Origin of the sequence: Bacillus sp. 179-C3.3 HS (assembly GCF_047229225.1) — a bacterium.
Classification (GTDB): domain Bacteria; phylum Bacillota; class Bacilli; order Bacillales; family Bacillaceae; genus Bacillus.
In genome coordinates this window covers 75,147-101,502 of record NZ_JBFEFT010000008.1, presented here as the reverse complement: position 1 = coordinate 101,502, position 26,356 = coordinate 75,147, and the positions used below count along the sequence as shown (strand labels likewise).

The following is a 26,356-nucleotide window of genomic DNA, read 5'->3' as shown; positions in this document are numbered from 1 at the left end:
TGAAACCTGATTAGGTTACAAACGAAAAGTTATGCTTGTTCCTCTGACATTTGAATTTCTGCCACTTGTTTTCGATTTTTTGCAGCCCCCACAAAGTGGATGGTAGAGTACACAAGCAGCATGACACCCGGTATAATCAGCAACAATGCTGTGCCAGCCGAAGTGCCAGCGTACGAGAGTAGTTTTCCTGCATAAGGAATATGAATTCCCTCGTATTTTGCTGCTACTTCATTCGCTTTCACTGGCGTTCCATCTTGATACATATTGGCATCCCCTTTGGTCTCAAAGGTTTTGCTCGTCCCCTCACCTTTTACGCCAACAATTCGGTGAGTCACAAAGGATTGCTTGTCATCCTGCTTTCCCTGAAATGTAATAATATCGCCTTTTTTAAGCGTTTCTGGTGACGTCATTTCTTTCACCAAAATCAGAGATCCAGTAGAGAACTCCGGTTCCATTGAACCAGATAACACTTGCTTTAGCTGATAACCAAAAATTTGAGGATCTCCACCTGTCGTTCTTGATGACAACACCACAATAATACTTGCGATCATCAGTGTGAAAATCACTACATATAGGATACTTCCAGTCATTTTCATCCATTTTTTCATGGTTCTTCTCCCCCTATAGATCATTTTTCATTATCGTTCCGTTAGGTCTTTTTTTCTTTACATTGAGAGAGTTTCATATGCTTAGACCAAAAGAACGGGTGTTTAGATGAGTTAAATCCTGTAGGATAATAGATTTTAAATGCATAAACCCCATTCGTTTTCGCCATACTTGTCGTTACGGTCATCGACTCCTTTGATAAAAGGGTAGTGATGGATCCTTTTTCAAGGATATGGCCATCCTGTATCGGGTTCTGATCACTACTCAGTTTGTGTAATTCCCATTTCCATTCCGAGTGTGTAATCGAACGCCCAACATTTCTCAAGGTCATACTTAGCGTATGCGGAGCACAAACAGTTCCCTTGGTGTTCGTCTGATTTGTAAGCTTCAAATGACTTTTATCCCACTTCTTCATCTGACAATTCTGATCTGTCTGCTCAAAATTTTCACACGTTTTCATCTCAAAGTTTGCCGTCTCAACATCATTAAAAGAAGCATTTGTAGAGGTTGTCATGCGAGACATAAAAATCAAGCAAATAGCGCAAATGAGTACAAAGAGCGACTGCTTCATCAATCCTTTCAACTCCTTGAACGACTGTTCTTTAAATAGAACGATTACATACAGTATAAGGAAATACTCATAAAAATCAAACCGTCAAATTAGGTCATTTTGTTCTTAAACAAGAACGATTACGAGAAAATTCTTCCATTTTCTCGTTCTTTCGCCATATTCAATATTTTTTTCCGTGTCATTTGTACTCATTAAAAATTTACATAAAAGTGCAAGAATTGGGCAAAATAGTCATGATTGAGGTGATGTAAGTTGACGTTTAAAAAAATATGGATCATCTTCACTTTACTGATGGGAGTCACGATACAAGACATACCCGCTATAGATATGATGGGATATGCTTCCGCTGTAGATCAATGGGAAAAAAGAGCAGTGAATGAAGCAAAGAAGAAATATCCATTAGCGAACGTTTTATTTAAACAAAAAGTATGGGACCGATATCGGGAGAAAGAAGCGGTGAAACAGTATCATATTACGCTAAAAGACCAAACGAAAGAGTTCGGGGTATTTGTAACCATTTCTTATAATCCCCACTCCAACAAGGTCAATAAAATCATTGTTGTTGAAGAATACAGTGAATAAGACATAAAAAAACCGCCTGTTGGCGGCTTTTTACTTATGTCGATGACGTTTTTTTAATAACATGGAAACTCCAAAGGGTAACACGCCAAACATACGCTGTGAAAATGGTGGTTTTGTATCAATTTTTTCCTGTTTATGCTCTTTTCGAGCGTCACGTGGTGTATTCATATATTTAATGATTTCTTGTGTCATATATTTCACGTAGTCATTTGATTTCAACGAACGCTCACCTCTTCATATTTAAAGTGTTACCAAGTAGCATCAATTTATACATTGGCTATTCAGGGAGCGTCCATTTGATCACTGCACCTGTGTTCCAATCCAAAACGAGTTCTCGTTGATCTGCTACACCATCTTTTGTTGTCACTTTTACCAACATACGGATGTGTAGTTTCTTTTGATCACACACGATTGAATTGAGCGTCACACGGCCATCTTCGGTGTCAATATCGACATTTTGCTGATCACAAAGACGTTTGGTTTTACTAACGGCTTCTCTTAAACCCATTCTTAGAAGATGATGTTTTTTATAAAACGAAATGGTCAGTTCGGCGCTTGCTAGCTCTTTTTGCAACCCAATCGTCATCGAGCCTAATATCAATAGAAAGAAAAGAATCGTCGCAAGTATGTGAGGATAGATAAACCCTTCTTCCCTTTTCACGTTTTAGGAATCACTCCTTTATATGTGAAAAAGATAGCTTCATGCACCTTCCCTTTCATATCCGTGACTGCAAGTAACGTTGTTTGTTGTTCAGTCTTCACACGCATTTGTTTGACCTTTTGCAAGAGAGGTAAATGACCGGATTTGTCGATTCTCTTTCGGATCATATCTCGATAAAGCTCAATGGTCACAACTTGCCCTTTCCCTGTGATATACTCTAACACTTCCCCTTTTTCCGCCACGCTAACTGCCACTGCCGCAGTTAACTCCTCTTCTAATTGCTGCACCGTTTGCTTCCATTCTATTTGTGAGAATTGATGAATGTTTTCAAATGAATGTCCCTTTTCAGCAATAGAAAAAAGAGAGATACAACCAAAAGAAAGGAGGACGAAAAGTTGCAAGTGCCAAAGTGCTTGAATGAATGTAAATCCCTGTTCCCCACTCTCAGCCCCGTAAGCATACGGTCTGTCGTTTTTGTAATTTGTACAATACACACCCCTTCTGTTGATCCCATTTGAATACATAGACGATTTCTCCTCTTTTCATTTTGACGGATTGTTTTTTTCCTGTCATCAAAGCGATATTCATTTGTTCATGTAACACTTGGTATGCATCTAGTCTCGCTCTTAACTCTTTCTTCTCAATCAACAGCTTTTCATAGGTTGGGATAAGTATGAGTGCTGTGAATAGGAAGAGTTGGCATGCAAACAGCACATCAATCGTACTAAATCCCTTACTGTTTCTGAACATGAATTCGACCGCTCCCTAAATAAACCGTCAATTTATATACTTGACTACCAAATTGAAAAACAATAGAACCTCCTGTACTTGGATGACCGTTTGCATTAAAGTGAACGACTTGTTGGAATGTAGAATGCTTGATGATCCCTTTTTTATGTTGATATGAGGTGATGACCCGATCATTTTTTTGATCAATAACCTGGTAGGAAACACCCTGCGGATGAAACTCAATACTCACCCTGGCTTTTTTGATAAATGCTGTATAAGACGCGAATTGAAAATCTTGTTTGATCATATTCACTTGCCTTTTTGCTTCCACACTTTCTAATATGCGCGGTACCTTCCCTACGACAAACGACATCAGTATAGACAGGATGAATAGAATCATGAGCTGTTCAACGAGCGTAAACCCCTTCTCTTGTGAAGTGAATTTATTCATGTTTGACGTTGCCATTTTGAATCACAATGGCTTTACCATTCGGACAAGTTAATCCCGGTTTGACATAGCCTTCTTTCTCTAATTCTGCTAAAGAAGGCGTCTTGCCATCATGTTCTAGTTCATAGGCCATCACCTGTGTACTGACCATTGATTTTAACCCTTCACACCCCTTTGCCTGAATGCTTTGATGATGACGTGTTATATTCGGAATGGTGATCAGTAACAAAATTGAAATCACAAGCATCACAATTAACATTTCTAACAGCGTGAATCCTTTATCATTCATGCTCTGGCCTCCTCATACTTGCTCCATTAGTTGATACATTGGTAAAAGAATAGATAAATACACGATGAGTATAAGAAACGCTGTCAAACCATAAATGACTGGTTGTAACCACGCCATCCATTTTTCAATTTTCAGTTCTGTATTTTCTAACAAGAATTGACTGTATGTGTACATCTCTCGCGCCAACATACCACTAGCTTCACCATGCTTAATCACAGCTGCGAAGTGTTTTTCAAAGTAAGGAGATTGTCCGACTTGATGTTCCATCGTCTCTCCTTTTCTTAAATCCTTGATCATTTGTTCAGATATTTCTTGTAGAAAGGGTAAATAGTTCTGCTGTTTGAATGCTTGCAAACTGTCGTATATTGATAACCCTGCTTGAAGAAGCCCACTAAGTTGAAGAGAAAAAAGATACGTATGCATCAGTTGCATTCCTTTATAGATCAATGGCACACGGCTCATCACGCTCAATTTCTCGAGCGTCGATTTTTTCTTAAAACAGACATGGTAATATACTACAAGCCCCATACACATACATCCTGTCGTCAAAAGTAGACCGTGTAGAAATTGAAAAAGAGCAAACATTCCTTGAATGAGCCATGATGCCTTCGTATCCATTGATGAATATAATTGGGAAAATTGCGGGATGATCATCTGTTGAACAAGCATCAATACAACAATCACTGTGAACATGAGAAAAATAGGGTATCGTAACATACGCTTGAACGATTCTAATTGCATACGTTTTTTCTCTAAAAAGCGTGCACTTTGTTCTAACGCACGTGATAGACTGCCATGTTTCTCTGAAAAACAGAGGATAGCTACAACTTCTCTTTGAAAATGAAGCTTCTCCAAAACAACATAAAAAGGTTCACCTTCTCTCAACCACTCGATTCCTGTCTTGATAAATAGCTGTTGTTTTTTTGTTAACTGAATATTGATCATGGTTAATGCGTCGATCAATGTATATCCAGCTTGAATCAATTGTGACAGTTTTGATAAACATTCTGCCTGTTCCTTTACTGACCATGCTTTAGAGGCTCGCTTCTTCATAAACCCAGCGATGATATGTGTTTTTCGATAAATAGCCTAATGCCACTCCTTTACGAATTAATCTTTGCAGTGTTTCATATGACGAGTGTGCATATTCTCCTTTTGCTTCTTTGATACACTCACCAAGCTCTTTTCCATAAAGCAGTTCAAATACATTTGTCCGTCTGACCGATCGATTTAATTTACAGTAAAGTTGACATGTCTCACCACAAAAAGGACACGTCAGCTCGATTAATCGTTGTGCAGCAATGGCAACCATTGTTTGTTCAAGCTCATTCATCGTTACACCAAACTCAAGCATTCGATAAAGGGCACCTTTGGCATCTTTTGCATGTAAAGTACTCATCACTAGATGCCCAGTCAATGCCGCTCTAATTGCAATTCTTGCTGTTTCGGCATCTCTTATTTCACCTAACACAATCATGTCTGGATCATGTCTTAAAATGGCGCGTAAACCTGTCGCATACGTCATACCGGCTTTTTCATTGACTTGGACCTGTAATACTTCTTCATTCCTCGTTTCCACAGGATCTTCAAGTGTGATGATATTCCGATTAAAATGCTCCTTAGCAAATTGAATGAGTGAATAGAGCGTCGTTGTTTTTCCTGAATTTGTTGGTCCGGTAAACAACAGAAGTCCATGAGAATGATTTAGAAATGATAATAACTTCGTAGAAGCTTTCGGAAATAAAGAGAGGTATTTTGTTTGTGGTACATGATCTTGCGGTAAAATTCGAATGACTAAACTCTCATCGTACACTGTCGGCAAAGTTGACATCCGAACAAACACTCTTCCTCTTCTGAGCATGACGGCTAATGACCCATTTTGCGGTTTCCTTTTTTCGCCGATATCCATAGATGATAAAAATTTAAAATGTGCGATTAACCGCTCTCCGCTTTTTTTATCAATGGTCCGTTGTTGAATGAGATCTGAATCTACCCGAAAAGAAACGGAAGCTTCCTTTTCTTTTGGCACAATATGAACATCAGATGCACGCATGCGACATGCTTCTTCTAACAGCTCTTGTCCTAAATGTTCAATGCCATACAAATGGCTCACTCCTTTCTCTGACCACATTGTAAAGTCTTGAAAGCCTGTCTGACAAAAGAGTAAATGACGATTTTCAACCGTATCTTTGTTTGAAAATCATGGTTTTAAGGTGTCTTTCATTGGAATTTTAAAAAAAGCCATATAAAAAAACCTGACTTTTACAAGTACAGGTTTTTTGTTCAATTCGCTTCTTGCTGCTGCTCATCAAAGATACGAAATCCTCTTTTTTCTAGCGCTTTAGCAAGGCTATGTTCAGTTTTTACTTTTGAGAAATCAATGCCTAGTTTCACAACCGTTTGTGCGATTTCTGGACGAATACCTGAAATAATGGTTTCAATTCCGAGTAGCTTCGCACTATCCACTACTTTAAACAGCTGATAAGCAACCATTGTATCCACGACTGGTACGCCAGATATATCAATGAATAAATGCGCCAGTCGTAATCTTGAGGCTTGTTCTAGCACAGATTCCAAAATGATTTTTGCGCGATACGTATCGATCTCACCGATCAGCGGCAAAATCCCAATCTCTTTTGACACAGGGATGACAGGTGCGCTCAGTTCTTGAATCATTTCCCTTTGTGCGTTCAATTGATTCAATGTGACGCGATCATATTCTTCTGATAATCGTTCTATCATCTCATCAAAGGTAAAATGAAAATGCACATTCCATTCGCATACATCTTTCACCGTCACGTCAAGCTCAGTGACCTGTGTGAATTTTTCGATTCGCGAACAGAAAATATGACGAAACACCTTAAACTGTCCAATGATTTCAAATAAAGGAACTTCATGAACTGCACGATCACGCGCGATATCAATTGACCATTTTTTAAGATGATTCTCAACTTTTTCTGATACCGTCACAAGTGTTGCAGCAATGGTTTGAATAAACGCCGTATTTTGTTCCTTTAGCTTGTTTTCTGTCTCTTCTGATTCATGTTTCGAATACAATGAGCCTTCTTCTGTTCTTGTTTCCAGCCATTCCTCGGTCATGATTGGTGCTTCTTTTAAAATAAATTCATATAATTGCTGAGATTTTTCATTTTCCATTAACTACTTCCGCTCCTTTTTCACACACTCGCGATAAATCAACTTTTATGAATAAATGACCGTAAATGGTGAACAATATCATTACACATATCAAAATTGGGCTATAGCCAAGTGGTAAGGCAATGGACTTTGACTCCGTGATCGTTGGTTCGAACCCAGCTAGCCCAGTTCAGTACAAAAACGAAGACGGCTGAAGCATCTTTTCAGCTAATCTTCGTTTTTATTAGGATACCGATTGGTGAATGGCTTTCTTCTTAGAAATTTTCATTAATTCGCCTGGGTTATATCCAACGACTAATTTATCTCCTTTAATAATAATCGGTCTGCGGAGAAGCTTTGGCTTTTCAATGAGAAGTTGGAGTACTTCATTTACTTTTAAATCATTAATATTTAAATTCAAGCTTTTAAATGCTTGACTTCTAGTAGCTAAAATTTCATCTAATCCTTCTGTTGTTAAGGAAAGAATCTTTTTTAATTCGTCTAAAGTCGGCGTTTCTCTGAAAAGGTGACGCTCCTGAAAATCAATTTGATTGGCCTTTAACCAATGTTTAGTTTTACGGCAAGATGTACAGCTCGGGTATGAATAAAATGTAATATCACTCATTCGTCTTCCTCCTTAGGTCGTTAACCTTTTCTCTTATGGAGTTAGTACCCTGATGCTTTTAGACATAAACTCATTTTTATCACTTTTTTAAAAAAATATTTTTATTCCATCAAATAAATGTTCACACGATGTCAAAAATGTAAATGTTTACATATGAAGGCGCTATCAGCTATAATATGAAACAAAGGGGTTTTTAAGGGGAGGGAAAGAAATGAACCGCATGTTCCGCGTGCTTGGCTTTTGGACGGGTATTTTTGCCGTGATGTTCTATTTAGGGCATATGAAAGATGCTTCGTTGCTGTTCTTCGGTCAAACCGTTCTTTTTGTATTTTTATCCTACTTGAATTTATCCGAAAGGATGTATATTTACATTTTCGGAGCGTACTTGACGATTTTCTTTGCCGGATTTACATATTATTCGATTTTCATCATGGTTCCCGGTACCGGACATTAAGAGAAAAAAGCATCTCTCCTTAAAGAGATGCTTTTTTCATGTGTGCTAAAGGGTAAATCCATTGATAAACGGATTTTGCTCCTGCTCCGTCAAAACCGTCGTTTCCTCTCCATGTCCACTTAAAACAAGGGTGGATTCAGGCAATGACAACAATTTGTCATGAATGGATTGTAACAATACTTGCTGACTGCCCCCAACTAAATCTGATCTGCCGATGCCACCTTGGAATAATGTATCACCCGAGATGACAAATCCCTCTTCCTTAGAATAGTAAGACACACTACCGGGTGAATGCCCAGGTGTGTGGAGCATTTCTAACGAAAATGATCCGATCCGAAGAGTTCCCTCTGACGTAATGAGTTCTTCAGGCTCTTTCACTGTAATCCCATTTCCAATCAACCTTGCTGAACCATTTAGCTCAGCATTTGTCAGCCATTCTTTTTCTTTTTCATGTACATATAAGGGAATTCCCCACTCAGCGCGCACCTCATCTGCCGCTCCTATATGGTCGAAATGGGCATGTGTCAGTAAGATTGCTAGTGGTGTGAGCTTCTTTTCTTTTACATAAGAAATCAGCTTTTGCGCTTCACCACCCGGGTCAAATATTAAGCATTCTCCTTGCTCGTTTTTCCAAATATACGCATTCGCTTGTACATAGCCTAGTGGCATTCTTCTCCAATTCAAATCCATCACCTACTTTATTCATTCTCTTTATTATGAAGGCTCATCGGAAAAAATTCAAACAATCGTCAACTTGATTCTACTCGACAAGCTTTATGAAAACGGTTAAAATGAAAAGAAAGGAAATCAAGGGGATTGATGACAAAGGGGGACTTTCATATGATGCTCGTCATTATTTTTGGTCTAGTCACGATTTTAGCCGCTCTTGGCATTTATCGCTCACTTAAAAAAGTGAACGTACTCGCCATCGCTTTTGCTGGCGCTACATTTTTGGTTTTTGGATGGTTTACCGTCATGACTATCATCTATAGCGGGTATCCAACCGCACATTAAAAGCCTGCATCTTAGCAGGCTTTTTTTATTGATTCAAATGCTTATTCACACTGTCTATTTTACTTTTTAGTGTCGTCGTTTGATCGCGCCTGTCGTCAATCCGGATGTTTGTTGCTACTCTATGTAATCCTTTTTCAAACGGGGCCTCATGAATACGCTGAATGACCTCAAATAAAACAGATAATTTTCCCTCAATTAACGTATTCATTGGCGTTAATTGATATGTAATCTTTCCTTCTTTTTGAAACTTTTCTAATATGATTTGCACATCTGCTACATATTGACTCACACTCGGTGTGTCTGTCCCTATTGGAATGATCGTAACGTCTGCTATTGCCATGTGTCTTGCTCCTTTCAACGCTCTTTCTGTTACTCATCCTTATTGTACCTCATCACGGTTTGAAAAAGCCATGATCACGTAGCATCTAACGTCGATTCATCACGTTCTAACGTTAAATCCATTCTCCCTACCTTCCCAATCTTTGTGAACAAGAGTAAACAAATGCCAGAAATCGCTTCAATGACACCTCCTGCTGCAATGACATAGCCTGAACCAAATAGGGTGGCCATATACCCACCAATAAGAGCACCTAACGGAATCATTAAATATGAGATCATATTAATGATGGCATATACTTGTGGCTGATCCTCTGCCTTAACTGATAATTGAATCATCGTATGTTCAGGTACATTGACCGCACTGATCGCTGCACCTAACGCGAAGGCTGATACAAACAGTAGAGGCAAGATCGCATTCATTCCGGTGATAAAAAACGCCACCCCGTCCACAATGCCTGCGCCAATAAAAAGCAAACCATACCGATTCACTTTCACTTTTGTCAACAAAAAACCCATCAAAAATGCGCCTAATGCCGTTGTCACTTTGATGAATGAATATACCACTGGACCGCTATTTAATTCCTCAGTTAAGTAAATCACCGATAATGCTTCCCACGGTGCTGCAGCAAAATTGGAGCACACGCAAAAGATCGCTAAGGGAAATAAAATATGATGCTTTCTCACAAGAAAAAATCCTCTGACTAATCTTTTGCCATACGATAATCCCTTTGTACCTTGATCATTGCCCTTCTCTACTTTATATGTAATCAATAAAACCAATAAGGCTGACAGGAGATATAGAGGAATGATTGCAAGCATCGTCATCCCCACTCCAACAAAAGCAATCATTACCCCGCATACAGTCACCGTCACAATTCGCACAACATGACTGGCTGATTGAATGGACGCATTCGCTTTTTGAATGACGTCCTCATGGACAAGTTTCGGAATGATGGAGACAGATGCCGGTTCATAGGAACCACCAGTCGCTGAGTGAAGCAGCATGGCTCCAATAATCAGCCATAATGGAGAAAAACCATGAAAATAACTTAGACATATCGCTACAATAATTGCCGCTCGTGTGAAGTCCGCAAAACACATCCAAAATTTCAATTGATTTGGCTTCATCATCGGTGTGATGAACGGCCCTACGATCGCTTGTGGGACAAAACTAACCGCAATCAAAAAAGCTGTCCCTATCGCCCCTTTTCCTTCTAACACTAAAAGCCATAAAATCGTATTAAAAGACAAACTATCTGCCGTCACTTTGCACATTTTAGAAACAAATAAATACGTGAAATTCCTTTTCCACATGCTTTGTACACTCAACGAACGACATCCCCTTATAAATATCCTTATTTTTACAAATCCCTCTTTCAGAATAGCCCACAAGGTGAATCTCGTCAATCACTTCACCACTGATTTTATTGACAATAAGAAATTGCTTGTCTCATGAAAAAAGCACCTGTACAGGTGCTTTTTTAAAACTTGCATGCCTCCCATAAAAGGGGCCTTGTTTTTTCATAAATCGCATCGAATTGATTCATGGAGAGAGGATTTCTTCCCCTGCCTAGCTCAATTGTATAACCTTCATTTTGAAATTGATAAATAAACCAATCACGAAACCCTGCATAGCTGTCTAGATATTGTACCGCCTTGTATCCGCTAGCTCGTTCAAGCCTTGTGACCGTTTGTTTAGAAACAGCCGGTTCATATCCTAGAAACCCCCAATAAATTTCTTCTCCTTGTGTATGAATGGCGATGAGCCGGTCAAAGCGTTTACGTAACGCAAGATTTGCCATTGCCTTTGCTTCTGGTTCGGTTAATGGCTTGTGACCAGGAAAGTCTCTATACGTAGGTGCCTTTTGTTCATTGCGGTAATATTCAATTTCCCAATAAGCCGGAAATTGATTGTTTAAATCCACTCCTCGAATATTCGCCTTCCATTCTTGATAATGAGAGTATCCGTGATTAAGCAGTTTGAGCTCTTCACTGGTGAAGCCCAATGATTCAGGACCATTACGAACCAAATCAACCCCGTCTGGATTGACCATCGGCACGATAGATATCGCTGTCGTTTGCAAAAGACGAACGGCCTCATGGTGTCTTGCCTGCACAGGGTCAGACGCTGCTAAACAAAGTGATTTCAACCATTTTAATAAAACAGAGGTAGTTATCCATTCATTGGCGTGAAATGAGGCATTGAGATGAATGGAATGAAGATGCTGAACAGGTTCTGTACAAATTTCATACAGAGGTGTATGAAGCACCGAGTACCCAATCACATGAACTTGAAGGAAAGGGAATATACTGGTGAATTCTCTCAATTCCGCCTCCAAGTGTGCACTATCATATTCATATGTCCCATTCATCCATTCATCTGATTGCTGCAATCGATACGGGGCAATAAACGCTTGCAATTCAGGTATCGATTCAAATGAGTGTATTCCTTCTGGGAGCCTATATCCCGGTAATTGAACATGATCTGTACTCGCCGCTTGATTCGATAAAGTAAAAGCAGTTTTTCCGATGCCAAGATGCTTTGCTAATTCACCTGAATGAACATCATCATGGCGCCATTCAATTTTCCCAAAAGACGTTTTCTCCATTTTCATCCCCCCTGTCACATACTATATGAAACGAGGAGCAAAAAAAGAAAACCTCCACTTTAGATAAAGTAGAGGTTTTCAAATGGGTTAGACCGATTTATTTGCCATCAGCTTCCCCATTGGAAGTTTCAGCGTTTTGTTTGTTACGCTCATTAAATCTAAGGAGATCTCCATAGATGATTTGGTCTGAAAATTGCAGCTCTTGCTTCGCTTTTTCTTCATACGGTTGACAAACCGTTGCATCATCTTTAGGTTCACCCGTCTTTTTATCATAGCAGACACCATCTGTGTAGACACTGTCCTTCGTAATAAAGCTTCCATCACGAAGTACGGTGAAATCATTCGTATCTTTTGATAACAAGTCATGACCAAACTGAATTTGGTTACTTGTATCAACTCCTAGAAGATTTAACACAGTTGGGCGGATATCCACCTGTCCACCGACCGTATCAATTTCCTTCGGTTGCTTATCTGTGATACCTGGGATGTGTACAACAAATGGTACTTTTTGTAGCTGTACTTCTTCAAATGGGGTGATTTCTTTATTTAAGAATTGTCCCATTGCTTCGTTATGGTTTTCGGAAATTCCATAATGATCTCCGTATAAAACAAAGATTGAATTATCGTATAACCCAGCTTCCTTCATCTTTTCAAAGAATAGCTTGAGTGCTTCATCTTGATAACGCACTGTTGGGAAATACTTGTTTAACGTTTTACTTTTCGAATCATACTCGTCAATTAGTTTATCTTCTTCGTCAAGATCAAATGGGAAGTGGTTGGTTAATGTAATCAATCTCGTATAGAAAGGCTGCGGGATATCTTTCATGAGTTCGACTGACTGCTCGAAGAACGGGCCATCTTTTAGTCCCCAACCAACGGAATTCTCCTCATTCACATCAAACGAATTAATATCAAAGAACTTATCATAGCCAAAGCTATCATAGATAAGGTCACGGTTCCAGAAGCTTTTGTTGTTTGCATGAATCACCGATGAGTGGTAACCCTTTTCCTTTAGAAGCTCAGGTGTTGCTGTAAATTCATTATTTGGATTTGTAAAGAACACAGCGCCTCTTCCTAATGGATAAAGAGAATTATCAACGATAAACTCTGAGTCAGACGTTTTCCCCTGACCTGTCTGGTGGTAGAAATTATTAAAGTTGTAACTTTTCTTAATTAATTGATTCAAGAACGGAGTGATTTCTTGCCCATTCAGTTTTTCATTGATCACAAAACTTTGAGTTGACTCAAGAGAAACATAAATCACATTACGTCCTTTTGCTTGACCAAACGTCTTCTCATTTCGATCCGTTTGATTCGCACTCACATAGTTCTCAATTTCGGTCAAACTATTGCTGTCTGCAAGCGCTCGTTGGGCAGACTGTTTCGACTGTAAGATCCCATCATAAATATGAAAATTGTATAAACTGATATTCTTCACAAGCATTTCACGATCAAATGAACGAGTTAACAGCTCTGGTCTTTCAGTTTCAGCCAATCCAAGGTTAAAGAAGAAAGTTGCTGCTACAAATAAATAATATGCTGCTCTTTGCTTGCGTGAAATGGTGATATCTGTTCTAAAGGAAGGCTGTTTTTTATATAGCCAAATTAAAATGATGATATCGACGAACATCAATAAATCAACTGGTTCAATTAATGAGGTAATACTTGACCCGAGGTCACCCATATTGTTTGTTTGAAATAGGACGGGGATGGTTAGAAAATCGTTATAGAATCGATAAAATACGATGTTCGCTAATAAGATAAATGTCAGGATAAAGCTAGTGACGATGATATAGCGATTACGATTTTTCTCTTTAAAAAATAAACCGATACCGAAAATAAACAAAAGAAAGCTAAGTGGGTTAATAAACAGGATAAACTCCTGCATGAAATTTTCAATTTTGATGTTAAAGCTAGATTTATAGATGACGTAGGTTTTGACCCACATGAACAATGTCGCTATCAGTAAAAATGAGATCGACTTTAATCTTTTCTTTCGCATTGTAACCTCCTTATGCTAAAACGCACACAGGTTGGGACGTGCCCCAATGAATGGTGCTTGTTCAAAAATAACTAAAGTATATCTTATCCTTTCTGGGTTAGAAAATCAATCTTTTTTTCCCCATGACAACTTTATGAATATGCTAATCTGACAATTTAATGCCTATACACTGCATATTTTAATCAAAATGACATCACTTTGACACGTTTGTTTAAGGTCGCCATTTGTTTTTTGCCATCCAGGCACCGCCAATGACACCTGCATCGTTTCCAAGTGAAGCAATCACAACCTCAACGTCCTCCCCGCAAGCAGGAAAAGCTCGCTCTTTCACGACGCGTTCAATGTTTCCTCGAAGTAGCTCCCCTGCTTTTGAGACGCCACCACCAATGACAATTTTCGTTGGGTTTAAGGCACTGGCGAGATTCGCTAGTACAAGACCAAGGTGTGTTGTGACTTGTTCGACAACGCGCATACCAAGTTCATCACCACAACTTGCCGCTTCAAATACAGCCTTTGCTGACAACGAATGGGCTGCGCCAAGTGATGTTGTATATTGACCTGCGTCAATTTTTTCTTTTGCTATTCTGACAATGCCTGTTGCAGACGCAATGGTTTCAATACAACCCGTTCTTCCGCAATTACACGGGGCACCATTCACAGGAACTGCACATATATGACCAATTTCCCCTCCGGCACCCGTTTCACCTTGAACGACTTCTCCATTCACAATGATACCACCACCAACACCTGTGCCGAGTGTGACCATCAACAGATTTTTCGCACCATCACCTGCACCTTTCCACATTTCACCAAGGGCGGCGATATTTGCATCATTTTCAATAACTGAGGGAAGTCCCGTCTCCGCTTCTAAATGATCTTTCAAGGGATAATTTACCCAGCCGAGATTCGTTGTTTTGTAGACGATACCTGACACTTTATCCACCGGTCCAGGTGCGCCCATTCCAATCCCGATCAGAGCTGATTTGGGCATACTGATGTCAACGAGTTTTTGATCGATCGATTTCGCAATATCCACTGTGATCGTCTGCCCTGATTTATCCGTCGGAATTTCCCACTTGTGCTGAATTTCACCATAAGCATTGATAAACGCAAGTTTAATTGTTGTCCCCCCAAGGTCAACACCTACAAACCAATCCCCAGTCATACGCTCTCCACCTTCACATGGTTTTTCGATTTAATTTAGCCAATTCCATTTGAAGGATGGTCATAGCGCTTGACCATTCGGTCCGATCAATGATCCCCGCTGTGTACATCTCCTTCAATTCATCTGCCATCCATTCTATTTCTAATTCCCGATCTCCAAAATACACATAATTTCCAAATCTCATCAGCAATTGCTGAACATCATAAAAAGTTTTCATTCTTCTCACCATTTCTTCAATTCAACAGATAGGATAAGCGTATTCATAAACACGCTTTCAGTCAAGACATTCAACGGGTCTTCATGTTCTCAATATATTGTTTCATTTTTAAAAACTGCTCGTTTTGTGGATCTTGCTTAAGCGCTTTTTGAATTTGAATGTCTGCGTTCTCAGGATCTCCTTGTTCTACATACAGTGCTGACATGTGGTACAGCTTATTTGGGTCATTAGGATCTTTTAGAAGTGATCGTTTTAAAGATTGTATCGCATTTTCAATATGGCCAAGCTGTGCTTCAGAAAGTGCATATATATGCAGCGCTTCTGCTGATACCTCTTCTTTATCTACGAAGTCTTCTAACTGTTTACTCGACTCAATAAATTTCCTTTCATCGAATAAACGGGCTGCTTCACTGATTGCCGCCGCTTCTTTTTGTGCATCAGATTGAAATCCTGTATACAAGCCAGTACCACCAATCACGAGTAGGAGAATACTCGCAAGCAGCATTTTGACAGGATGAGATCGCTTAGGTAGGCGCACAGCTAAAGCCGTGATCAATCCGCCGACAAGCCCCCCTAGATGTCCTGCATTATCAATGCCAGGTACAGTGAAGCCAATGCCTAAATTGATGAGAATAATGACAATGATGTTCGTGCCCATTGTTCGAAAGAATAGCTTTCGATTCGAGATTGCTAAATACAGTAGTGCCCCTAAACAACCAAAAATCGCTCCTGATGCACCTGCTGCGATCGCCGTATTGAATACAAAGCTAGCGATTGTTCCAAAGATGCCGGAAATGAAATAAATGAGTAAGAACCTACTTGAACCATATATTCTCTCAACAGCCGCCCCGACAGACCAGAGAGCGAACGTATTAAAAAGTAGATGCGTTAGCCCTATATGCAAAAACATAGGTGTGATGAAACGCCACCATTCGCCATTTAAAATCAGTGCATTCTGTTTAGCGCCGAAAGCGGTCAGTGTGGCGGTGTTTGTGCTTCCTCCTGACAACTCAAGCAAAAGAAACATCACAACTTGAATCGTCATCAGTAAATACGTAAAGATGGGCTTGCCATTTTGAAAGACGGCGCGCTCTTGCTCTCGCTTTCTCTCTTGGTCATCAAACGCCTGAAGGACTGTTCGTTTTAGGTGTAACACATCTTCATCCGTATCTAGCTTAGCTTGCTCTACATCAATTGAAAGTGATGTGTTCAACCATTTCTGTAGCTCGTGCACATCTTGTTCAAGTGCAGTCTCATTCAGTAATACCGGAGTAATGGTGATTTTCTTTTCTTTATGTGGTCGACCGTTTAGATCCTGCCAATCATCCACTGGGTATTCTGAAGAAAATTGAAGTTGCAAGAGATGGAGAGATCGTTTTCTCATCGCTTCTCTCAGCTGATTCATACGATACGACTGTTCTTCCATATCACGAACCATCTCTTGTCTAAAATTCACTTCTCTTCTATATAGACGGATGAGATCATACCCAGAGTTTCGCGGTGCTTCAAAAAAAATTTCTTCTTCTGGGTACGGACTTTGAATGACTTCGTACCCTTTTGCTCTTAGTTCATCAACCACTCGCCAAAATAGACTATCTATTTGATTCATTCATTCGCGCTCCATTTTTAACATTATTATAGCAAGAATCTGACTCACACGCATTTCTGAACAAAAAAATCCCGACTTATGCGGGATTAGAATGCTTGACGAATAAATTTCGTCCGAAAATATGGGATTTTCATCAACCATTTAATGAAGAAATGACGGATCTGATTTTGACCTAAAATCACGTTCATGAGTCTATAGCGATTTTGCAGAAGAACGTATGCAAACAGCGTGAGCACGATACTCCAAATCAATTTGTTCATGATATTCCCTCCTATGTTCGTATCGTGGCTTAAATGGGATTTGTTTATGCATGAACACCCATTTTTATCATAATGGGTTCTGTTCCATCAAAAAACCGCTCCTGATGTATCAGAAGCGGTTTTGCTTATTTAGATGACGCTACCATCTGTGCCCCTTTTTCGGTGACAATGATGGACACTGGGATGTCGTGTATTTCAGCAGGAACTTGCGCTATTTGTTGTACAGAAAGGCATACTGCAATGGCCTCACCTGGGTAGTCCACCAAATAGCGATCATAGTAGCCGCCACCATATCCGATACGATAGCCTTTAGCATCAAAACATACGCCAGGTACGATCATCAAATCGATCGCCGTTTTCTCGATCGCTGTAGAATTGACAGGATCTGGTTCTGTCAGCCCAAAGTAGCTGGATGTCATCTTTGTTTGAGATGTATATTCATAAAACGTCATTTCTTTCGTTTGTGGAAAACAAGTCGGCACACATACCGTTTTCCCATGTTGCCATGCTGCTTCAATCAAAGGTCTCGTCGGAATCTCTTTTCCCCTAGACATGGTCATGGCAACTGTTTTTGCCTGTTTCCATGCTGTTAATTGAAACAAATGCTTGTAAAGTAATGCCGTTTTATGCTCAAATTCTTCAGAACTCATGTCGTCAAGCCGTTCTAATGTTTGAAGCCTCAGGTTTTTTTTCACGCTGATCATCTCCCATTATAAAAAAACAGCAGGAATACTCCCTGCTGCTTACTTTGTTTCACGATGTAAAGTTTGTTTTTTATCACGTGAGCAATACTTTTTGAATTCAACGCGATCTGGATTGTTTCGCTTATTCTTTTTAGTAATATAGTTACGCTCACCGCATTCAGTGCAAGCTAGAGTAATATTTACGCGCATGTTTTTCCCTCCAAACTAAAATCAATTCACATTCAGACCTAACTATAATACCACTTCTAGCTTAGGAATGCTAGAATGTTTTTTAAGCAAATTTATTTTTCAGCAGATTCCGCTCAACCTCTTATCATCGTGAACTTGCCATTTGCTTGAAAAAACACCCATCCCCCTAAAAAACCACGCTCATTGTCGTATTCTATACTTAGAAACCCCTGTCTTACCCACAGCCCAATTTATTCCATGACCCTCTTTATTTTAACAGCGAACGACGTTTTCATACGCGTTTCCCATATAAAATGAAAAAAAGGTGATTTTCTTCATCAATTCCTTTAGAAACTAGCATTTTTGTGGTATAAAAAAGAAGGGTCGAAAACTGTCTGAAACAATCTTGAGAGCCTTTTTTTGGCTTTCACCATTAAAATACGTATAAAAGGTGATGAAACATGGAAATTGCAATTATTGGATTGCTTGTAGTCAGTATTGTACTGATCGCATTCTCATATTTTCAAAGAGAGCCGATTAAAGAAGTTGAGCAAGAACTTGAAACACTTCAACTATCTGCCATGCAAGAAATCTATAAACTGAAAAAGAAAATGAAGGTTCTAGAAGAAGAATTACTTGAAACAAATATTGTTGTCCGTAATCATTCAGAAATTGATCCTTCAATTGCAAGACAAATTATTTCAAAGCATCAAAATGGCATGTCTCCTGAGGCGATTGCGCGCGCAGAGCACGTATCTGTCGAAGATGTCAACACGGTCATTAAAGACAACAAGAGGGTGCTTGTATGACGAAAAAAAGCATCCAAACGTTTGCCGCAGGTATGATTCTTGCCACAGGGGTTTTGGCGGTTGTCTTTTTCTTCACAGGAAAAGATGAAGTAGAAGCTGATTCAACAACAAAGGATACCCTTTCAGCAAAAGTGACTGACACTGATGTGAAAAACTATTTAGACTCTAAAAAAGAGGTATCTGTTAACCGTGACACTTACCAAGAACTGCTCAGTTATAAAGAAAAAGCACTAAAAGCAAGTGAAGACGGAGATACGAATAACGACAAACAAACAACAGAGAAACCGAAAAATAAGTCCATTAAATTCGTGATTAAAAACGGTATGAGTACAAGTGATGTTTCAGACATGCTTGAAAAAGAAGGAATCATTAACTCTTCTAAAGATTTTAATGATTACGTGATTGACGCCGGCTATCACAAAGAAATTCGTGCAGGCAAATTCAATCTAAAGACAGGTATGACGTTCAAACAGATCGTCAAAGCCTTAACAAAATAACAACAAAAATCCCCTGGAAGCAATCAGCTCCAGGGGATTTTTTTATCCGAATCGTCCAGATATATAATCGTTTGTTCGTTGGTCATTTGGTTCTGAGAACATCACGTCTGTATCATTTATTTCCACAAGCTCGCCCATGAAGAAAAAGGCTGTTCGATCCGATACCCTTGCCGCCTGTTGCATATTGTGCGTGACAATGGCAATGGTATATTTCTCTTTGAGAGTCATAATCAATTCTTCGATCTTTAATGTAGAAACAGGATCAAGTGCTGATGTAGGTTCATCCATTAACAAGATGTCTGGGCTTGTCGCAATCGCTCTTGCAATACAAAGACGTTGCTGCTGTCCACCAGAAAGACCTAATGCAGGTGCATGAAGTCGGTCTTTTACCTCATCCCAAAGCGCGACATCACGTAGCGCTTTTTCAGCGATCTCTTTCAACTGCTGTTTGCTCTTAATGCCATGAATTCTTGGACCATACACGACATTATCAAAGATAGACTGTGGGAATGGATTTCCTTTTTGGAACACCATTCCAACGTTTTTCCGTAGCTCAACTAAATCGACACGGCCTTTTAAAATGTTGTCGCCATTATACAACATTTCTCCAGTGATTTTCACTCCTGGTACTGTTTTGACCATCAGATTTAACGTTTTAATAAACGTTGATTTCCCGCATCCTGAAGGGCCAATAATGGCTGTGACTTCATTCTTCCTGATATCTAAGTTTATATTTTTCAGCGCATGATGCTGACCGTACCAAAGGTTCATATCATTGACACGAAACACATCTTTTGTTGCTGTTTCAGTTGCTACTGCATTCATCAATTCCACCCGCCTTATCCAAATCGTCCATTGATATAGTCTTCTGTTTTTTGCTGTGCTGGACGTGTAAAGATCCGTTCAGTCAGGTCGTATTCAACTAAATCACCATTTAGGAAAAAGGCAGTATGATCAGATACACGTAACGCTTGTTGCATGTTATGCGTCACAATGACGATAGAATAATCCTTTTTCAAATCCGTTAAAAGCTCTTCAATCTTAGCATTTGAGATAGGATCAAGGGCAGATGCAGGTTCATCTAATAGAAGCACACTTGGCTTCATGGCAAGTGTACGCGCAATACAAAGGCGCTGCTGCTGACCGCCTGACAAGGATAAAGCCGAACGATGAAGTCGATCTTTCACCTCATCCCATAATGCAGCCTTTGTTAAGCTTTCCTCTACCGCATCATCTAGAAGCGATTTTCTTTTTTCCCCCGCATATTTCAGCGCATGGGTAATGTTATTATAGATGGATTTAGGGAATGGATTTGGTTTTTGGAACACCATTCCGATTTCTCTTCTTAAGTTCACAACATTAATGCGATCGTCGAGGATATTTAACCCTTCATACATGATCGCCCCTTCACACCTTGCGCCTGGAATGAGATCGTTCATACGGTTAACACTTCTTAAAAAGGTTGACTTACCACACCCAGAAGGCCCGATTAATGCGGTAATGGCATTCTTTTCGATATCAAACGAAATGCCATTCACTGCTCTTTTCTCACCATAATAAATACTTAAATCCTGCACCTGTAAAATCTGTTGTGCCTGAAGTGGAGCCGTTTTTGCTGCCATCTCTTTTTTTTCTGCTAGCATTTGAACCATATCCCCTTCACACCTTTCTCCAAATTATTTTGACGTAAGCTTCTTATGAACAAATGAGCCGAGCCATCTAGCTGCTAAGTTGAAAATTAAAACAGATATCACAAGTACCGCAGATGCACCATTTGCAATCGATTGTGCATCGAGCATGATTCCTTGCGTATTGACGTTCCATATATGAACGGCTAATGTTTCTGCCGGTCTAAAAATATTCAGTGGAGACGTTTCGGAAAACGGACTCCAGTTTGTAAAATCAAGTCGAGGTGTTGAAAGACCTGCTGTAAAAAGAAGTGCAGCAGCCTCACCGAAAACTCTTCCTGATGCTAAAATCGCACCAGTAATAATTGATGGAATCGCGCCTGGAATCAAAATCGTTTTGACGGTATGCCATTTTGTCACACCAAGTGCGAGAGATGCTTCCTTCTGATCTTTCGGTACTGAACGAAGTGCATCCTCGGTCACCCTCACCATAACTGGAAGGTTAAACACAGTAAGTGCAAGTGCTCCACCGATAATCGTATAACCCCATCCTGTTAAATTCACAAACATAAGTAAACCAAACATTCCAATGACAATTGACGGAAGTGATGACAGTACTTCAATACATGTACGAATAAAGTCCGTTAATTTATTTTGCGGTGCATACTCAGCCATATACACCCCACCACCGACACCTAGCGGAACTGTAATCAGCATTGTAATGATTAAAATGTAAAAAGAGTTAAACAGCTGATCCCGAATTCCTCCGCCGGATCCAATCGCGCTTGAGCGTGATGTAAGGAAATCAAGATTGATTTCTTTTACTCCGTTGAAAATGATATAAGAAAACAATGCGACAAGAATTGCTGCAATAATGGCAGCACATAAGCCAAATACAAACGTGGCAAAACGATCGGTCATTTTGCTATTCATTAAACTTTCCTCCTAGCAGACAAGTATCTAATAATGAGTATGAACATAAATGATACAACTAGAAGGACAAGACCCATTGACCAAAGTGTATTATTTTCAACACTTCCATACGTTGTGTGACCCATGTTTAACGTAATAATGGTCGTTAATGTACCAGCTGTGTCCATAATGCTCTCTGGTAAATTACGCGTGTTTCCAATGACCATCTGTACTGCAAGGGCTTCTCCAAAAGCTCTTGCCATTCCAAGTACAACTGCTGTCATTAAAGTCGGAAGGGCTGCTGGAACAAGGACACGTCTAATCGTTTGCCATCTTGTTGCACCTAAAGCATAAGACCCTTCACGTAAACTTTTTGGCAGTGAAGCCATTGCATCTGTTGCAATAGAAGTGACAGTTGGCAAGATCATAATAGAAAGAACGATCGTTCCTGCTAGTACACTGTGTCCTGAGCCACCTGACTTAAATTGTCCAATAAACGGTACCAATACTGTAAGACCTATGAATCCGTAAACAACGGATGGAATCCCTACAAGCAATTCGATGACTGGCTGGAGAATCTTCCGTCCCCATGCAGGTGCAATTTCTGTCATAAAAATGGCGCCTGCAATTCCTAACGGAGCTGCAATAAGAGCCGATAAGAGCGTGACGGCGATCGATCCAAAGATAAATGGAAATGCGCCATATTCAGGATTCTCTGCTGTTGGGTTCCAATTGATACTGGTTAAGAACTCAATCGGGCTTACACCATTTACAAAGAAAGATTGTAACCCCTTAATGCCTAGGAAGAGCGTGATGGCTACTGAGACTGCAATCATTAAGATTGCACAGAATCTCACCAAAAGACTTCCTCTTACTTCATCCATTTGCCTATTTTTTTTCGAGCTAATCAGCCGATCGCTCGCATCTTTATGTTCTATCTGTTTCATTTTTTTCTACACTCCTATGAATGTCATAAAAGGAAAAGTGAAAAGCTCCACTTTTCCTTCATTATCAATTCAAGACCAATTTACTTATCTGTTTGTTTTCCTTCTGCATCTCGCTCTACTTTCATATCAGTGACTGAGATGTAGCCTTGGTCTTTTACAACTTCTTTTTGTACTTCGTCACTCATTAGGTAGTCTAAAAATTGTTTTGTTAGACCGTCTGGATCACCTTTTGTATAAGAGTGTTCGTATGCCCAAATTGTATATTTACCGCTTTGTACATTGCTTTCTTCTGGCTCAACACCATCAATGCTAAGCGGTGTAATTTTGTCATCTGTTAAATATGAGAAGGCAAGGTATCCAACCGCACCTGGTGTTTCTGCAATCAGCTTTTTCACTGTGTTTGAAGAATCTTCTGTAATTCCTTCTGCAGGTGTTTCGCCGTCAAGTGCATATTTCACAAATGTTGCACGAGTTCCTGAAGAATCAGGTCTGTTTACAAGTGTGATTTTTTGGTCTTTTCCGCCAAGCTCTTTCCAGTTCTTTATTTTACCCGTAAAGATTTCTTTCAATTCGTCTTTTGTAACGTCTTTGACACCCACTTCAGGGTTAACCGCTGCTGCCATACCGACAACTGCGACTTTGTGGTCTTTTAACACTTTTGCGTCGATTCCATCTTTCTCTTCTGCGAATACATCTGAGTTACCAATTTGTACAGATCCTTCTGATACTTGAGAAAGTCCTGTACCTGAACCGCCGGCTTGTACTTGAATATCGGCTTTTGGATTTTCATCCATGAATTTCTCTGCTGCCGCAAGAACTAAAGGCTGCATCGCTGATGATCCTGAAATGGTAATGGAACCTGATGCCCCGTCTGAAGCATTTCCTTTACTGTCTTTTGAATCATCGCTTGAGCTGCTGTTTCCGCATGCTGTGACGAATGCTAACATTGCGATTGTAAGGAAAGTAAGCAGCCATAATTTGTTCTTTTTCATTTCAAGAATACCCCCTGAATAATTTGTCCTACGGGTACTACATTAAAGGTTCTTTATTAATTTCGTTTAAAAGGAATGTTAAGGTTTTGTAAATGTCGGCGCTTTGTAGAGGAATTGCGAAGTTTTTCGGGATTTTTGTCAATTTCAACCGAACATTTTGTAGAAATAATGAAAAAAACGCCCACAAAAAGTGAGCGTTTTTACCTATGGAAGACCTAGTCATTTGTTTCTGCTTCATTTTCAATTTTATTTTTATTTTTTGCTTCCGTATCATCGCTTTCCTGTTTTGATTTCAGTTCAAAGTATTTATCTAATACTTGTTCACCAATTTCATTTGTGATTGGATAGCGCTGACTGTAGTTCTGATACACCCACGGAACAACGACTGAAATCGCCACTTCTGGATTATCGGCAGGCGCATAAGCTACTAGTGTCGTGTTATATGTCGGTGTACCACGTTTACTTTCAATTGGTCCGTCATAAAATGACTGTGCGGTTCCTGTTTTCCCAGCGGGTTTATACTTTTTGTTCCCAAAGTTCGGATATGCTGTCCCTCTTGGACTTTGCATGACAAGCTTAAATCCTTGTTGTACACGTTCGATTTCTTCATTTGTCATATCAAGCTTATTTAATACGTCAGGCTTGACTGCGTCCGTGACAGCGCCAATCCCGCGCTGTGGATCTGGCTCTCTGACTTCTTTTACAAGTTGCGGGCGTAAACGATAGCCATCATTTGCAATTGTTGAGACATATTGCGCCATTTGCAGCGGTGTATACGTATCATATTGTCCGATGGCATAGTCAAGGAGAAGACCAGATTGTGTAGATGTTCCTCTATAGCCTGTTGCTTCGTTCGGAAGATCTATTCCTGTTTCCACTCCAAGACCAAATTTACTGAAATTGTAGCGGAATGTATCGAATGCTTTTGTATCAATTGGGAGTGGCCTGTTCTTTCGGTATTCTCCTTTCCCAATTGCAATTGCTGTTTTAAACATATAGACGTTTGATGAGCGCTGTAATGCGGTTAAATCATTAATGAGTCCCATATTTTGATAAGACTTCTTTGGTGGAGACTGCGCGATATACAGCGGTTCATCGTACTGGGTGCTTCCAACATCAATCACACCCGTCTGATAACCTGTTAGAACAGTTGCTCCTTTCACCGATGAACCCATGGCATAAGATGATGTCATGTTTCCTAGCGCATAATCATCGAATTTGTACTTTCCATCTTTATTTAAAATTTGCTTCCCTGCAATCGAAAGAACCTCTCCATTTCTCGGGTCCATCATCACAACAAACGCACGATCAAGAAGCTCTGTTCCACTTCTTTGCTTCGCACTTCTTAAATTCTTTTCAATGATGTCTTCGACAGCTTTTTGGAGCTGAATATCAATTGTCAGTACAAGGTCTTTCCCGCTTCTTCCTTCAGTTAAGACTTTAGAGCTTTTGACATTCCCATCTTTATCGGTTGTACTTTGTTCTTTTTCTTTCTGACCTTGTAGTACATCTTCATATTGAAATTCGAGATAACTTTTCCCTACGCGGTCATTTCGGCTATAGCCTAGTGAGAGATAATGATCAAGCAGTGTTTGCGGAAGACCTTCATCACTTGAAGAGACACTACCGAGAATACTGCGAAGCAACCCTTTATAAGGATAACTACGCTTCCAGTCGATTGTGACATCAACCCCTGGGAGCTCGTCCAAATGCTCAGAGACGTATGCAATTTCACTTGCTGTCACATCTTCATTTTTAATAAATTGTGGCGTAAGGGCATAACCTGCGTCCATCTGTCGTTTAATGGCGAGCACTTGCAAATCTTTTTTGGTGAGCTGGTTTAATTCTTTATCTGTGATGCGCTCAAGTTGCAGTTCATATAACGCTTCATCAGAAAGTTTATCGTCACCCTTTAATTCTGATTCTTTTTGAACAAGCTTTTTCGCTTCATTCGGATGCGTTAAGATCCAAAAGTCTTTTTTATCACGATCTGTGATTTTCTTCGTACTCACTTGAATCATATCCGCTAATTTAGTCGCGACTTTGAGACGCTCTTCATGAGAGGTCGTTGACGTTCTCGTATAAGTAATGGCATTCAGCGCTTGATTGCTGACAATTGTATTATAGTTTCTGTCATAAATTTTCCCGCGTGGAGCTGATGAGCTGACATTGACATCCTCTTGTTTCTCTGCCTGCTTTTTATAATCTTCTCCATTAACAATTTGCACAAATCCTAGTCTGACAACAACACCGGTAAAAATAATAAATGCAGCTAAAAATAATAAATTGAGCCGAAGCGGAAGTGTTTTGCGCCCTTCCTTCGCGTCTTTTTTGTTTTTCTTGTTTCTCATCTCATCACCTTTCTATCAAGAAAGAAATGGCAC

34 protein-coding genes and 1 tRNA gene are annotated in these 26,356 nt (G+C 39.7%); 6 read left to right on the top strand and 29 right to left on the bottom strand.

Annotated elements, in window-relative coordinates; genetic code table 11:
• Positions 1–29: 29 nt before the first annotated feature.
• Both sipW and tapA read right to left on the bottom strand, forming a co-directional pair.
• Positions 30–608 (bottom strand): signal peptidase I SipW, encoded by a 579-nt coding sequence (gene sipW / locus AB1K80_RS07650; protein WP_412856015.1) that lies wholly within the window; start codon positions 606–608, stop codon positions 30–32.
• Between the two features lie 41 nt (positions 609–649).
• Positions 650–1,177 carry an amyloid fiber anchoring/assembly protein TapA gene (tapA, locus tag AB1K80_RS07645; RefSeq protein WP_412856037.1) on the bottom strand — a complete coding sequence of 176 codons (528 nt, stop codon included), beginning with the start codon at positions 1,175–1,177 and terminating at the stop codon, positions 650–652.
• Positions 1,178–1,504: 327 nt separating this feature from the next.
• Between tapA and AB1K80_RS07640 the strand changes: the two genes are divergently transcribed.
• The gene (locus AB1K80_RS07640; RefSeq protein WP_412856036.1) at positions 1,505–1,759 is read left to right on the top strand and encodes a DUF3889 domain-containing protein; all 255 of its coding nucleotides are present in this window, start codon (positions 1,505–1,507) and stop codon (positions 1,757–1,759) included.
• 30 nt (positions 1,760–1,789) lie between these two features.
• On the opposite strand, the gene AB1K80_RS07635 is transcribed toward AB1K80_RS07640, so the two are convergent.
• The 9 genes from AB1K80_RS07635 to AB1K80_RS07595 all read right to left on the bottom strand — a co-directional run bounded on the left by AB1K80_RS07635 (position 1,790) and on the right by AB1K80_RS07595 (position 7,042).
• The gene (locus AB1K80_RS07635) at positions 1,790–1,978 is read right to left on the bottom strand and encodes a YqzE family protein (RefSeq protein WP_412856014.1); all 189 of its coding nucleotides are present in this window, start codon (positions 1,976–1,978) and stop codon (positions 1,790–1,792) included.
• 58 nt (positions 1,979–2,036) lie between these two features.
• Positions 2,037–2,420 carry a hypothetical protein gene (locus AB1K80_RS07630; RefSeq protein WP_412856013.1) on the bottom strand — a complete coding sequence of 128 codons (384 nt, stop codon included), beginning with the start codon at positions 2,418–2,420 and terminating at the stop codon, positions 2,037–2,039.
• Positions 2,417–2,944 carry a competence type IV pilus minor pilin ComGF gene (comGF, locus tag AB1K80_RS07625; RefSeq protein ID WP_412856012.1) on the bottom strand — a complete coding sequence of 176 codons (528 nt, stop codon included), beginning with the start codon at positions 2,942–2,944 and terminating at the stop codon, positions 2,417–2,419. Before comGF ends, AB1K80_RS07630 begins: the two co-directional genes overlap by 4 nt.
• Entirely contained in the window at positions 2,865–3,170 is a 306-nt protein-coding gene (comGE, locus tag AB1K80_RS07620; protein WP_412856011.1) for a competence type IV pilus minor pilin ComGE, read from the bottom strand. The genes comGF and comGE overlap by 80 nt, the downstream gene beginning before the upstream one ends.
• A complete protein-coding gene (gene comGD / locus AB1K80_RS07615) occupies positions 3,154–3,600 on the bottom strand; it encodes a competence type IV pilus minor pilin ComGD (RefSeq protein WP_412856010.1) in 447 nt (148 codons plus the stop codon). Before comGD ends, comGE begins: the two co-directional genes overlap by 17 nt.
• On the bottom strand, positions 3,593–3,886 hold the full coding sequence (gene comGC, locus AB1K80_RS07610; RefSeq protein WP_412856009.1) for a competence type IV pilus major pilin ComGC: 294 nt from the start codon (positions 3,884–3,886) through the stop codon (positions 3,593–3,595). The genes comGD and comGC overlap by 8 nt, the downstream gene beginning before the upstream one ends.
• 12 nt (positions 3,887–3,898) lie before the next feature.
• Positions 3,899–4,939 (bottom strand): competence type IV pilus assembly protein ComGB, encoded by a 1,041-nt coding sequence (gene comGB, locus AB1K80_RS07605; protein WP_412856008.1) that lies wholly within the window; start codon positions 4,937–4,939, stop codon positions 3,899–3,901.
• On the bottom strand, positions 4,920–5,990 hold the full coding sequence (gene comGA, locus AB1K80_RS07600) for a competence type IV pilus ATPase ComGA (RefSeq protein WP_412856007.1): 1,071 nt from the start codon (positions 5,988–5,990) through the stop codon (positions 4,920–4,922). The genes comGB and comGA overlap by 20 nt, the downstream gene beginning before the upstream one ends.
• A 179-nt stretch (positions 5,991–6,169) precedes the next feature.
• Entirely contained in the window at positions 6,170–7,042 is an 873-nt protein-coding gene (locus AB1K80_RS07595; RefSeq protein ID WP_412856006.1) for an STAS domain-containing protein, read from the bottom strand.
• A gap of 97 nt (positions 7,043–7,139) precedes the next feature.
• Between AB1K80_RS07595 and AB1K80_RS07590 the strand changes: the two genes are divergently transcribed.
• Positions 7,140–7,210, top strand: a tRNA-Gln gene (locus tag AB1K80_RS07590).
• Positions 7,211–7,265: 55 nt separating this feature from the next.
• Here AB1K80_RS07590 and AB1K80_RS07585 read toward each other — a convergent pair.
• Positions 7,266–7,646: a Spx/MgsR family RNA polymerase-binding regulatory protein gene (locus AB1K80_RS07585; protein ID WP_412856005.1), complete on the bottom strand. Its 381-nt coding sequence runs from the start codon at positions 7,644–7,646 to the stop codon at positions 7,266–7,268.
• 211 nt (positions 7,647–7,857) lie between these two features.
• Between AB1K80_RS07585 and AB1K80_RS07580 the strand changes: the two genes are divergently transcribed.
• Positions 7,858–8,100: a DUF2626 domain-containing protein gene (locus AB1K80_RS07580; RefSeq protein WP_003217440.1), complete on the top strand. Its 243-nt coding sequence runs from the start codon at positions 7,858–7,860 to the stop codon at positions 8,098–8,100.
• Positions 8,101–8,145: 45 nt separating this feature from the next.
• Here the strand turns inward: AB1K80_RS07580 and AB1K80_RS07575 are convergent, their stop codons facing one another.
• A complete protein-coding gene (locus AB1K80_RS07575; RefSeq protein WP_412856004.1) occupies positions 8,146–8,784 on the bottom strand; it encodes an MBL fold metallo-hydrolase in 639 nt (212 codons plus the stop codon).
• A gap of 156 nt (positions 8,785–8,940) precedes the next feature.
• On the opposite strand from AB1K80_RS07575, the gene AB1K80_RS07570 reads away from it, so the two are divergent.
• Positions 8,941–9,114 (top strand): DUF2759 domain-containing protein, encoded by a 174-nt coding sequence (locus AB1K80_RS07570; RefSeq protein WP_003217333.1) that lies wholly within the window; start codon positions 8,941–8,943, stop codon positions 9,112–9,114.
• A gap of 25 nt (positions 9,115–9,139) precedes the next feature.
• Here AB1K80_RS07570 and AB1K80_RS07565 read toward each other — a convergent pair whose 3' ends face one another.
• The 10 genes from AB1K80_RS07565 to rpmG all read right to left on the bottom strand — a co-directional run bounded on the left by AB1K80_RS07565 (position 9,140) and on the right by rpmG (position 18,208).
• Positions 9,140–9,454 carry an MTH1187 family thiamine-binding protein gene (locus AB1K80_RS07565; protein WP_412856003.1) on the bottom strand — a complete coding sequence of 105 codons (315 nt, stop codon included), beginning with the start codon at positions 9,452–9,454 and terminating at the stop codon, positions 9,140–9,142.
• A gap of 74 nt (positions 9,455–9,528) precedes the next feature.
• Positions 9,529–10,782 carry an MFS transporter gene (locus tag AB1K80_RS07560; protein ID WP_412856002.1) on the bottom strand — a complete coding sequence of 418 codons (1,254 nt, stop codon included), beginning with the start codon at positions 10,780–10,782 and terminating at the stop codon, positions 9,529–9,531.
• Between the two features lie 152 nt (positions 10,783–10,934).
• The gene (locus AB1K80_RS07555) at positions 10,935–12,062 is read right to left on the bottom strand and encodes a M14 family metallocarboxypeptidase (RefSeq protein WP_412856001.1); all 1,128 of its coding nucleotides are present in this window, start codon (positions 12,060–12,062) and stop codon (positions 10,935–10,937) included.
• Positions 12,063–12,159: 97 nt separating this feature from the next.
• Positions 12,160–14,064: an LTA synthase family protein gene (locus tag AB1K80_RS07550; RefSeq protein WP_412856000.1), complete on the bottom strand. Its 1,905-nt coding sequence runs from the start codon at positions 14,062–14,064 to the stop codon at positions 12,160–12,162.
• Between the two features lie 211 nt (positions 14,065–14,275).
• Positions 14,276–15,229 carry an ROK family glucokinase gene (locus AB1K80_RS07545; protein WP_412855999.1) on the bottom strand — a complete coding sequence of 318 codons (954 nt, stop codon included), beginning with the start codon at positions 15,227–15,229 and terminating at the stop codon, positions 14,276–14,278.
• Between the two features lie 13 nt (positions 15,230–15,242).
• Positions 15,243–15,446 (bottom strand): YqgQ family protein, encoded by a 204-nt coding sequence (locus AB1K80_RS07540; protein ID WP_412855998.1) that lies wholly within the window; start codon positions 15,444–15,446, stop codon positions 15,243–15,245.
• A gap of 70 nt (positions 15,447–15,516) precedes the next feature.
• Positions 15,517–17,055, bottom strand: a complete 1,539-nt coding sequence (locus AB1K80_RS07535; protein ID WP_412855997.1) for a rhomboid family intramembrane serine protease — start codon at positions 17,053–17,055, stop codon at positions 15,517–15,519.
• An 86-nt stretch (positions 17,056–17,141) separates the two neighbouring features.
• Entirely contained in the window at positions 17,142–17,315 is a 174-nt protein-coding gene (locus AB1K80_RS07530; protein ID WP_412855996.1) for a hypothetical protein, read from the bottom strand.
• A 125-nt stretch (positions 17,316–17,440) separates the two neighbouring features.
• On the bottom strand, positions 17,441–18,010 hold the full coding sequence (locus tag AB1K80_RS07525) for a 5-formyltetrahydrofolate cyclo-ligase (RefSeq protein WP_412855995.1): 570 nt from the start codon (positions 18,008–18,010) through the stop codon (positions 17,441–17,443).
• Positions 18,011–18,058: 48 nt separating this feature from the next.
• Positions 18,059–18,208 carry a 50S ribosomal protein L33 gene (gene rpmG, locus AB1K80_RS07520; protein WP_008360061.1) on the bottom strand — a complete coding sequence of 50 codons (150 nt, stop codon included), beginning with the start codon at positions 18,206–18,208 and terminating at the stop codon, positions 18,059–18,061.
• Positions 18,209–18,648: 440 nt separating this feature from the next.
• Between rpmG and AB1K80_RS07515 the strand changes: the two genes are divergently transcribed.
• Together AB1K80_RS07515 and AB1K80_RS07510 are read left to right on the top strand one after the other, a co-directional pair.
• Positions 18,649–18,996 (top strand): hypothetical protein, encoded by a 348-nt coding sequence (locus tag AB1K80_RS07515; RefSeq protein ID WP_412855994.1) that lies wholly within the window; start codon positions 18,649–18,651, stop codon positions 18,994–18,996.
• Positions 18,993–19,493, top strand: coding sequence for an endolytic transglycosylase MltG (locus tag AB1K80_RS07510; protein ID WP_412855993.1), 501 nt, complete (start codon positions 18,993–18,995; stop codon positions 19,491–19,493). The genes AB1K80_RS07515 and AB1K80_RS07510 overlap by 4 nt, the downstream gene beginning before the upstream one ends.
• A 42-nt stretch (positions 19,494–19,535) precedes the next feature.
• Here the strand turns inward: AB1K80_RS07510 and pstB (AB1K80_RS07505) are convergent, their stop codons facing one another.
• The 6 genes from pstB (AB1K80_RS07505) to AB1K80_RS07480 all read right to left on the bottom strand — a co-directional run bounded on the left by pstB (AB1K80_RS07505) (position 19,536) and on the right by AB1K80_RS07480 (position 26,323).
• Positions 19,536–20,318, bottom strand: a complete 783-nt coding sequence (gene pstB, locus AB1K80_RS07505) for a phosphate ABC transporter ATP-binding protein PstB (protein WP_412855992.1) — start codon at positions 20,316–20,318, stop codon at positions 19,536–19,538.
• 14 nt (positions 20,319–20,332) lie between these two features.
• Positions 20,333–21,145, bottom strand: a complete 813-nt coding sequence (pstB, locus tag AB1K80_RS07500; RefSeq protein ID WP_412855991.1) for a phosphate ABC transporter ATP-binding protein PstB — start codon at positions 21,143–21,145, stop codon at positions 20,333–20,335.
• Positions 21,146–21,169: 24 nt separating this feature from the next.
• Positions 21,170–22,054, bottom strand: a complete 885-nt coding sequence (gene pstA, locus AB1K80_RS07495) for a phosphate ABC transporter permease PstA (RefSeq protein ID WP_412855990.1) — start codon at positions 22,052–22,054, stop codon at positions 21,170–21,172.
• Complete coding sequence (gene pstC / locus AB1K80_RS07490) at positions 22,054–22,980, bottom strand: phosphate ABC transporter permease subunit PstC (RefSeq protein WP_412855989.1); 927 nt, start codon at positions 22,978–22,980, stop codon at positions 22,054–22,056. Before pstC ends, pstA begins: the two co-directional genes overlap by 1 nt.
• An 80-nt stretch (positions 22,981–23,060) precedes the next feature.
• Positions 23,061–23,972: a phosphate ABC transporter substrate-binding protein gene (locus tag AB1K80_RS07485; protein ID WP_412855988.1), complete on the bottom strand. Its 912-nt coding sequence runs from the start codon at positions 23,970–23,972 to the stop codon at positions 23,061–23,063.
• 215 nt (positions 23,973–24,187) lie between these two features.
• Positions 24,188–26,323, bottom strand: a complete 2,136-nt coding sequence (locus AB1K80_RS07480; RefSeq protein ID WP_412855987.1) for a peptidoglycan D,D-transpeptidase FtsI family protein — start codon at positions 26,321–26,323, stop codon at positions 24,188–24,190.
• Between the last annotated feature and the right edge of the window lie 33 nt (positions 26,324–26,356).

Coding starts and splice junctions, on each gene's coding strand:
- tapA (WP_412856037.1), bottom strand. CDS start 1,177: ATGAAGCAGTCGCTCTTTGTACTCATTTGCGCTATTTGCTTGATTTTT.
- AB1K80_RS07485 (WP_412855988.1), bottom strand. CDS start 23,972: ATGAAAAAGAACAAATTATGGCTGCTTACTTTCCTTACAATCGCAATG.
- AB1K80_RS07510 (WP_412855993.1), top strand. CDS start 18,993: ATGACGAAAAAAAGCATCCAAACGTTTGCCGCAGGTATGATTCTTGCC.
- AB1K80_RS07595 (WP_412856006.1), bottom strand. CDS start 7,042: ATGGAAAATGAAAAATCTCAGCAATTATATGAATTTATTTTAAAAGAA.
- comGE (WP_412856011.1), bottom strand. CDS start 3,170: ATGTTCAGAAACAGTAAGGGATTTAGTACGATTGATGTGCTGTTTGCA.
- AB1K80_RS07550 (WP_412856000.1), bottom strand. CDS start 14,064: ATGCGAAAGAAAAGATTAAAGTCGATCTCATTTTTACTGATAGCGACA.
- AB1K80_RS07580 (WP_003217440.1), top strand. CDS start 7,858: ATGAACCGCATGTTCCGCGTGCTTGGCTTTTGGACGGGTATTTTTGCC.
- AB1K80_RS07570 (WP_003217333.1), top strand. CDS start 8,941: ATGATGCTCGTCATTATTTTTGGTCTAGTCACGATTTTAGCCGCTCTT.
- AB1K80_RS07545 (WP_412855999.1), bottom strand. CDS start 15,229: ATGACTGGGGATTGGTTTGTAGGTGTTGACCTTGGGGGGACAACAATT.
- pstC (WP_412855989.1), bottom strand. CDS start 22,980: ATGAAACAGATAGAACATAAAGATGCGAGCGATCGGCTGATTAGCTCG.
- AB1K80_RS07640 (WP_412856036.1), top strand. CDS start 1,505: ATGATGGGATATGCTTCCGCTGTAGATCAATGGGAAAAAAGAGCAGTG.
- comGB (WP_412856008.1), bottom strand. CDS start 4,939: ATGAAGAAGCGAGCCTCTAAAGCATGGTCAGTAAAGGAACAGGCAGAA.
- AB1K80_RS07555 (WP_412856001.1), bottom strand. CDS start 12,062: ATGGAGAAAACGTCTTTTGGGAAAATTGAATGGCGCCATGATGATGTT.
- comGF (WP_412856012.1), bottom strand. CDS start 2,944: ATGTATTCAAATGGGATCAACAGAAGGGGTGTGTATTGTACAAATTAC.
- AB1K80_RS07540 (WP_412855998.1), bottom strand. CDS start 15,446: ATGAAAACTTTTTATGATGTTCAGCAATTGCTGATGAGATTTGGAAAT.
- sipW (WP_412856015.1), bottom strand. CDS start 608: ATGAAAAAATGGATGAAAATGACTGGAAGTATCCTATATGTAGTGATT.
- comGC (WP_412856009.1), bottom strand. CDS start 3,886: ATGAATGATAAAGGATTCACGCTGTTAGAAATGTTAATTGTGATGCTT.
- AB1K80_RS07565 (WP_412856003.1), bottom strand. CDS start 9,454: ATGGCAATAGCAGACGTTACGATCATTCCAATAGGGACAGACACACCG.
- pstB (WP_412855991.1), bottom strand. CDS start 21,145: ATGGTTCAAATGCTAGCAGAAAAAAAAGAGATGGCAGCAAAAACGGCT.
- AB1K80_RS07515 (WP_412855994.1), top strand. CDS start 18,649: ATGGAAATTGCAATTATTGGATTGCTTGTAGTCAGTATTGTACTGATC.
- AB1K80_RS07530 (WP_412855996.1), bottom strand. CDS start 17,315: ATGAACAAATTGATTTGGAGTATCGTGCTCACGCTGTTTGCATACGTT.
- pstA (WP_412855990.1), bottom strand. CDS start 22,054: ATGAATAGCAAAATGACCGATCGTTTTGCCACGTTTGTATTTGGCTTA.
- AB1K80_RS07585 (WP_412856005.1), bottom strand. CDS start 7,646: ATGAGTGATATTACATTTTATTCATACCCGAGCTGTACATCTTGCCGT.
- pstB (WP_412855992.1), bottom strand. CDS start 20,318: ATGAATGCAGTAGCAACTGAAACAGCAACAAAAGATGTGTTTCGTGTC.
- AB1K80_RS07480 (WP_412855987.1), bottom strand. CDS start 26,323: ATGAGAAACAAGAAAAACAAAAAAGACGCGAAGGAAGGGCGCAAAACA.
- rpmG (WP_008360061.1), bottom strand. CDS start 18,208: ATGCGCGTAAATATTACTCTAGCTTGCACTGAATGCGGTGAGCGTAAC.
- comGD (WP_412856010.1), bottom strand. CDS start 3,600: ATGAATAAATTCACTTCACAAGAGAAGGGGTTTACGCTCGTTGAACAG.
- AB1K80_RS07535 (WP_412855997.1), bottom strand. CDS start 17,055: ATGAATCAAATAGATAGTCTATTTTGGCGAGTGGTTGATGAACTAAGA.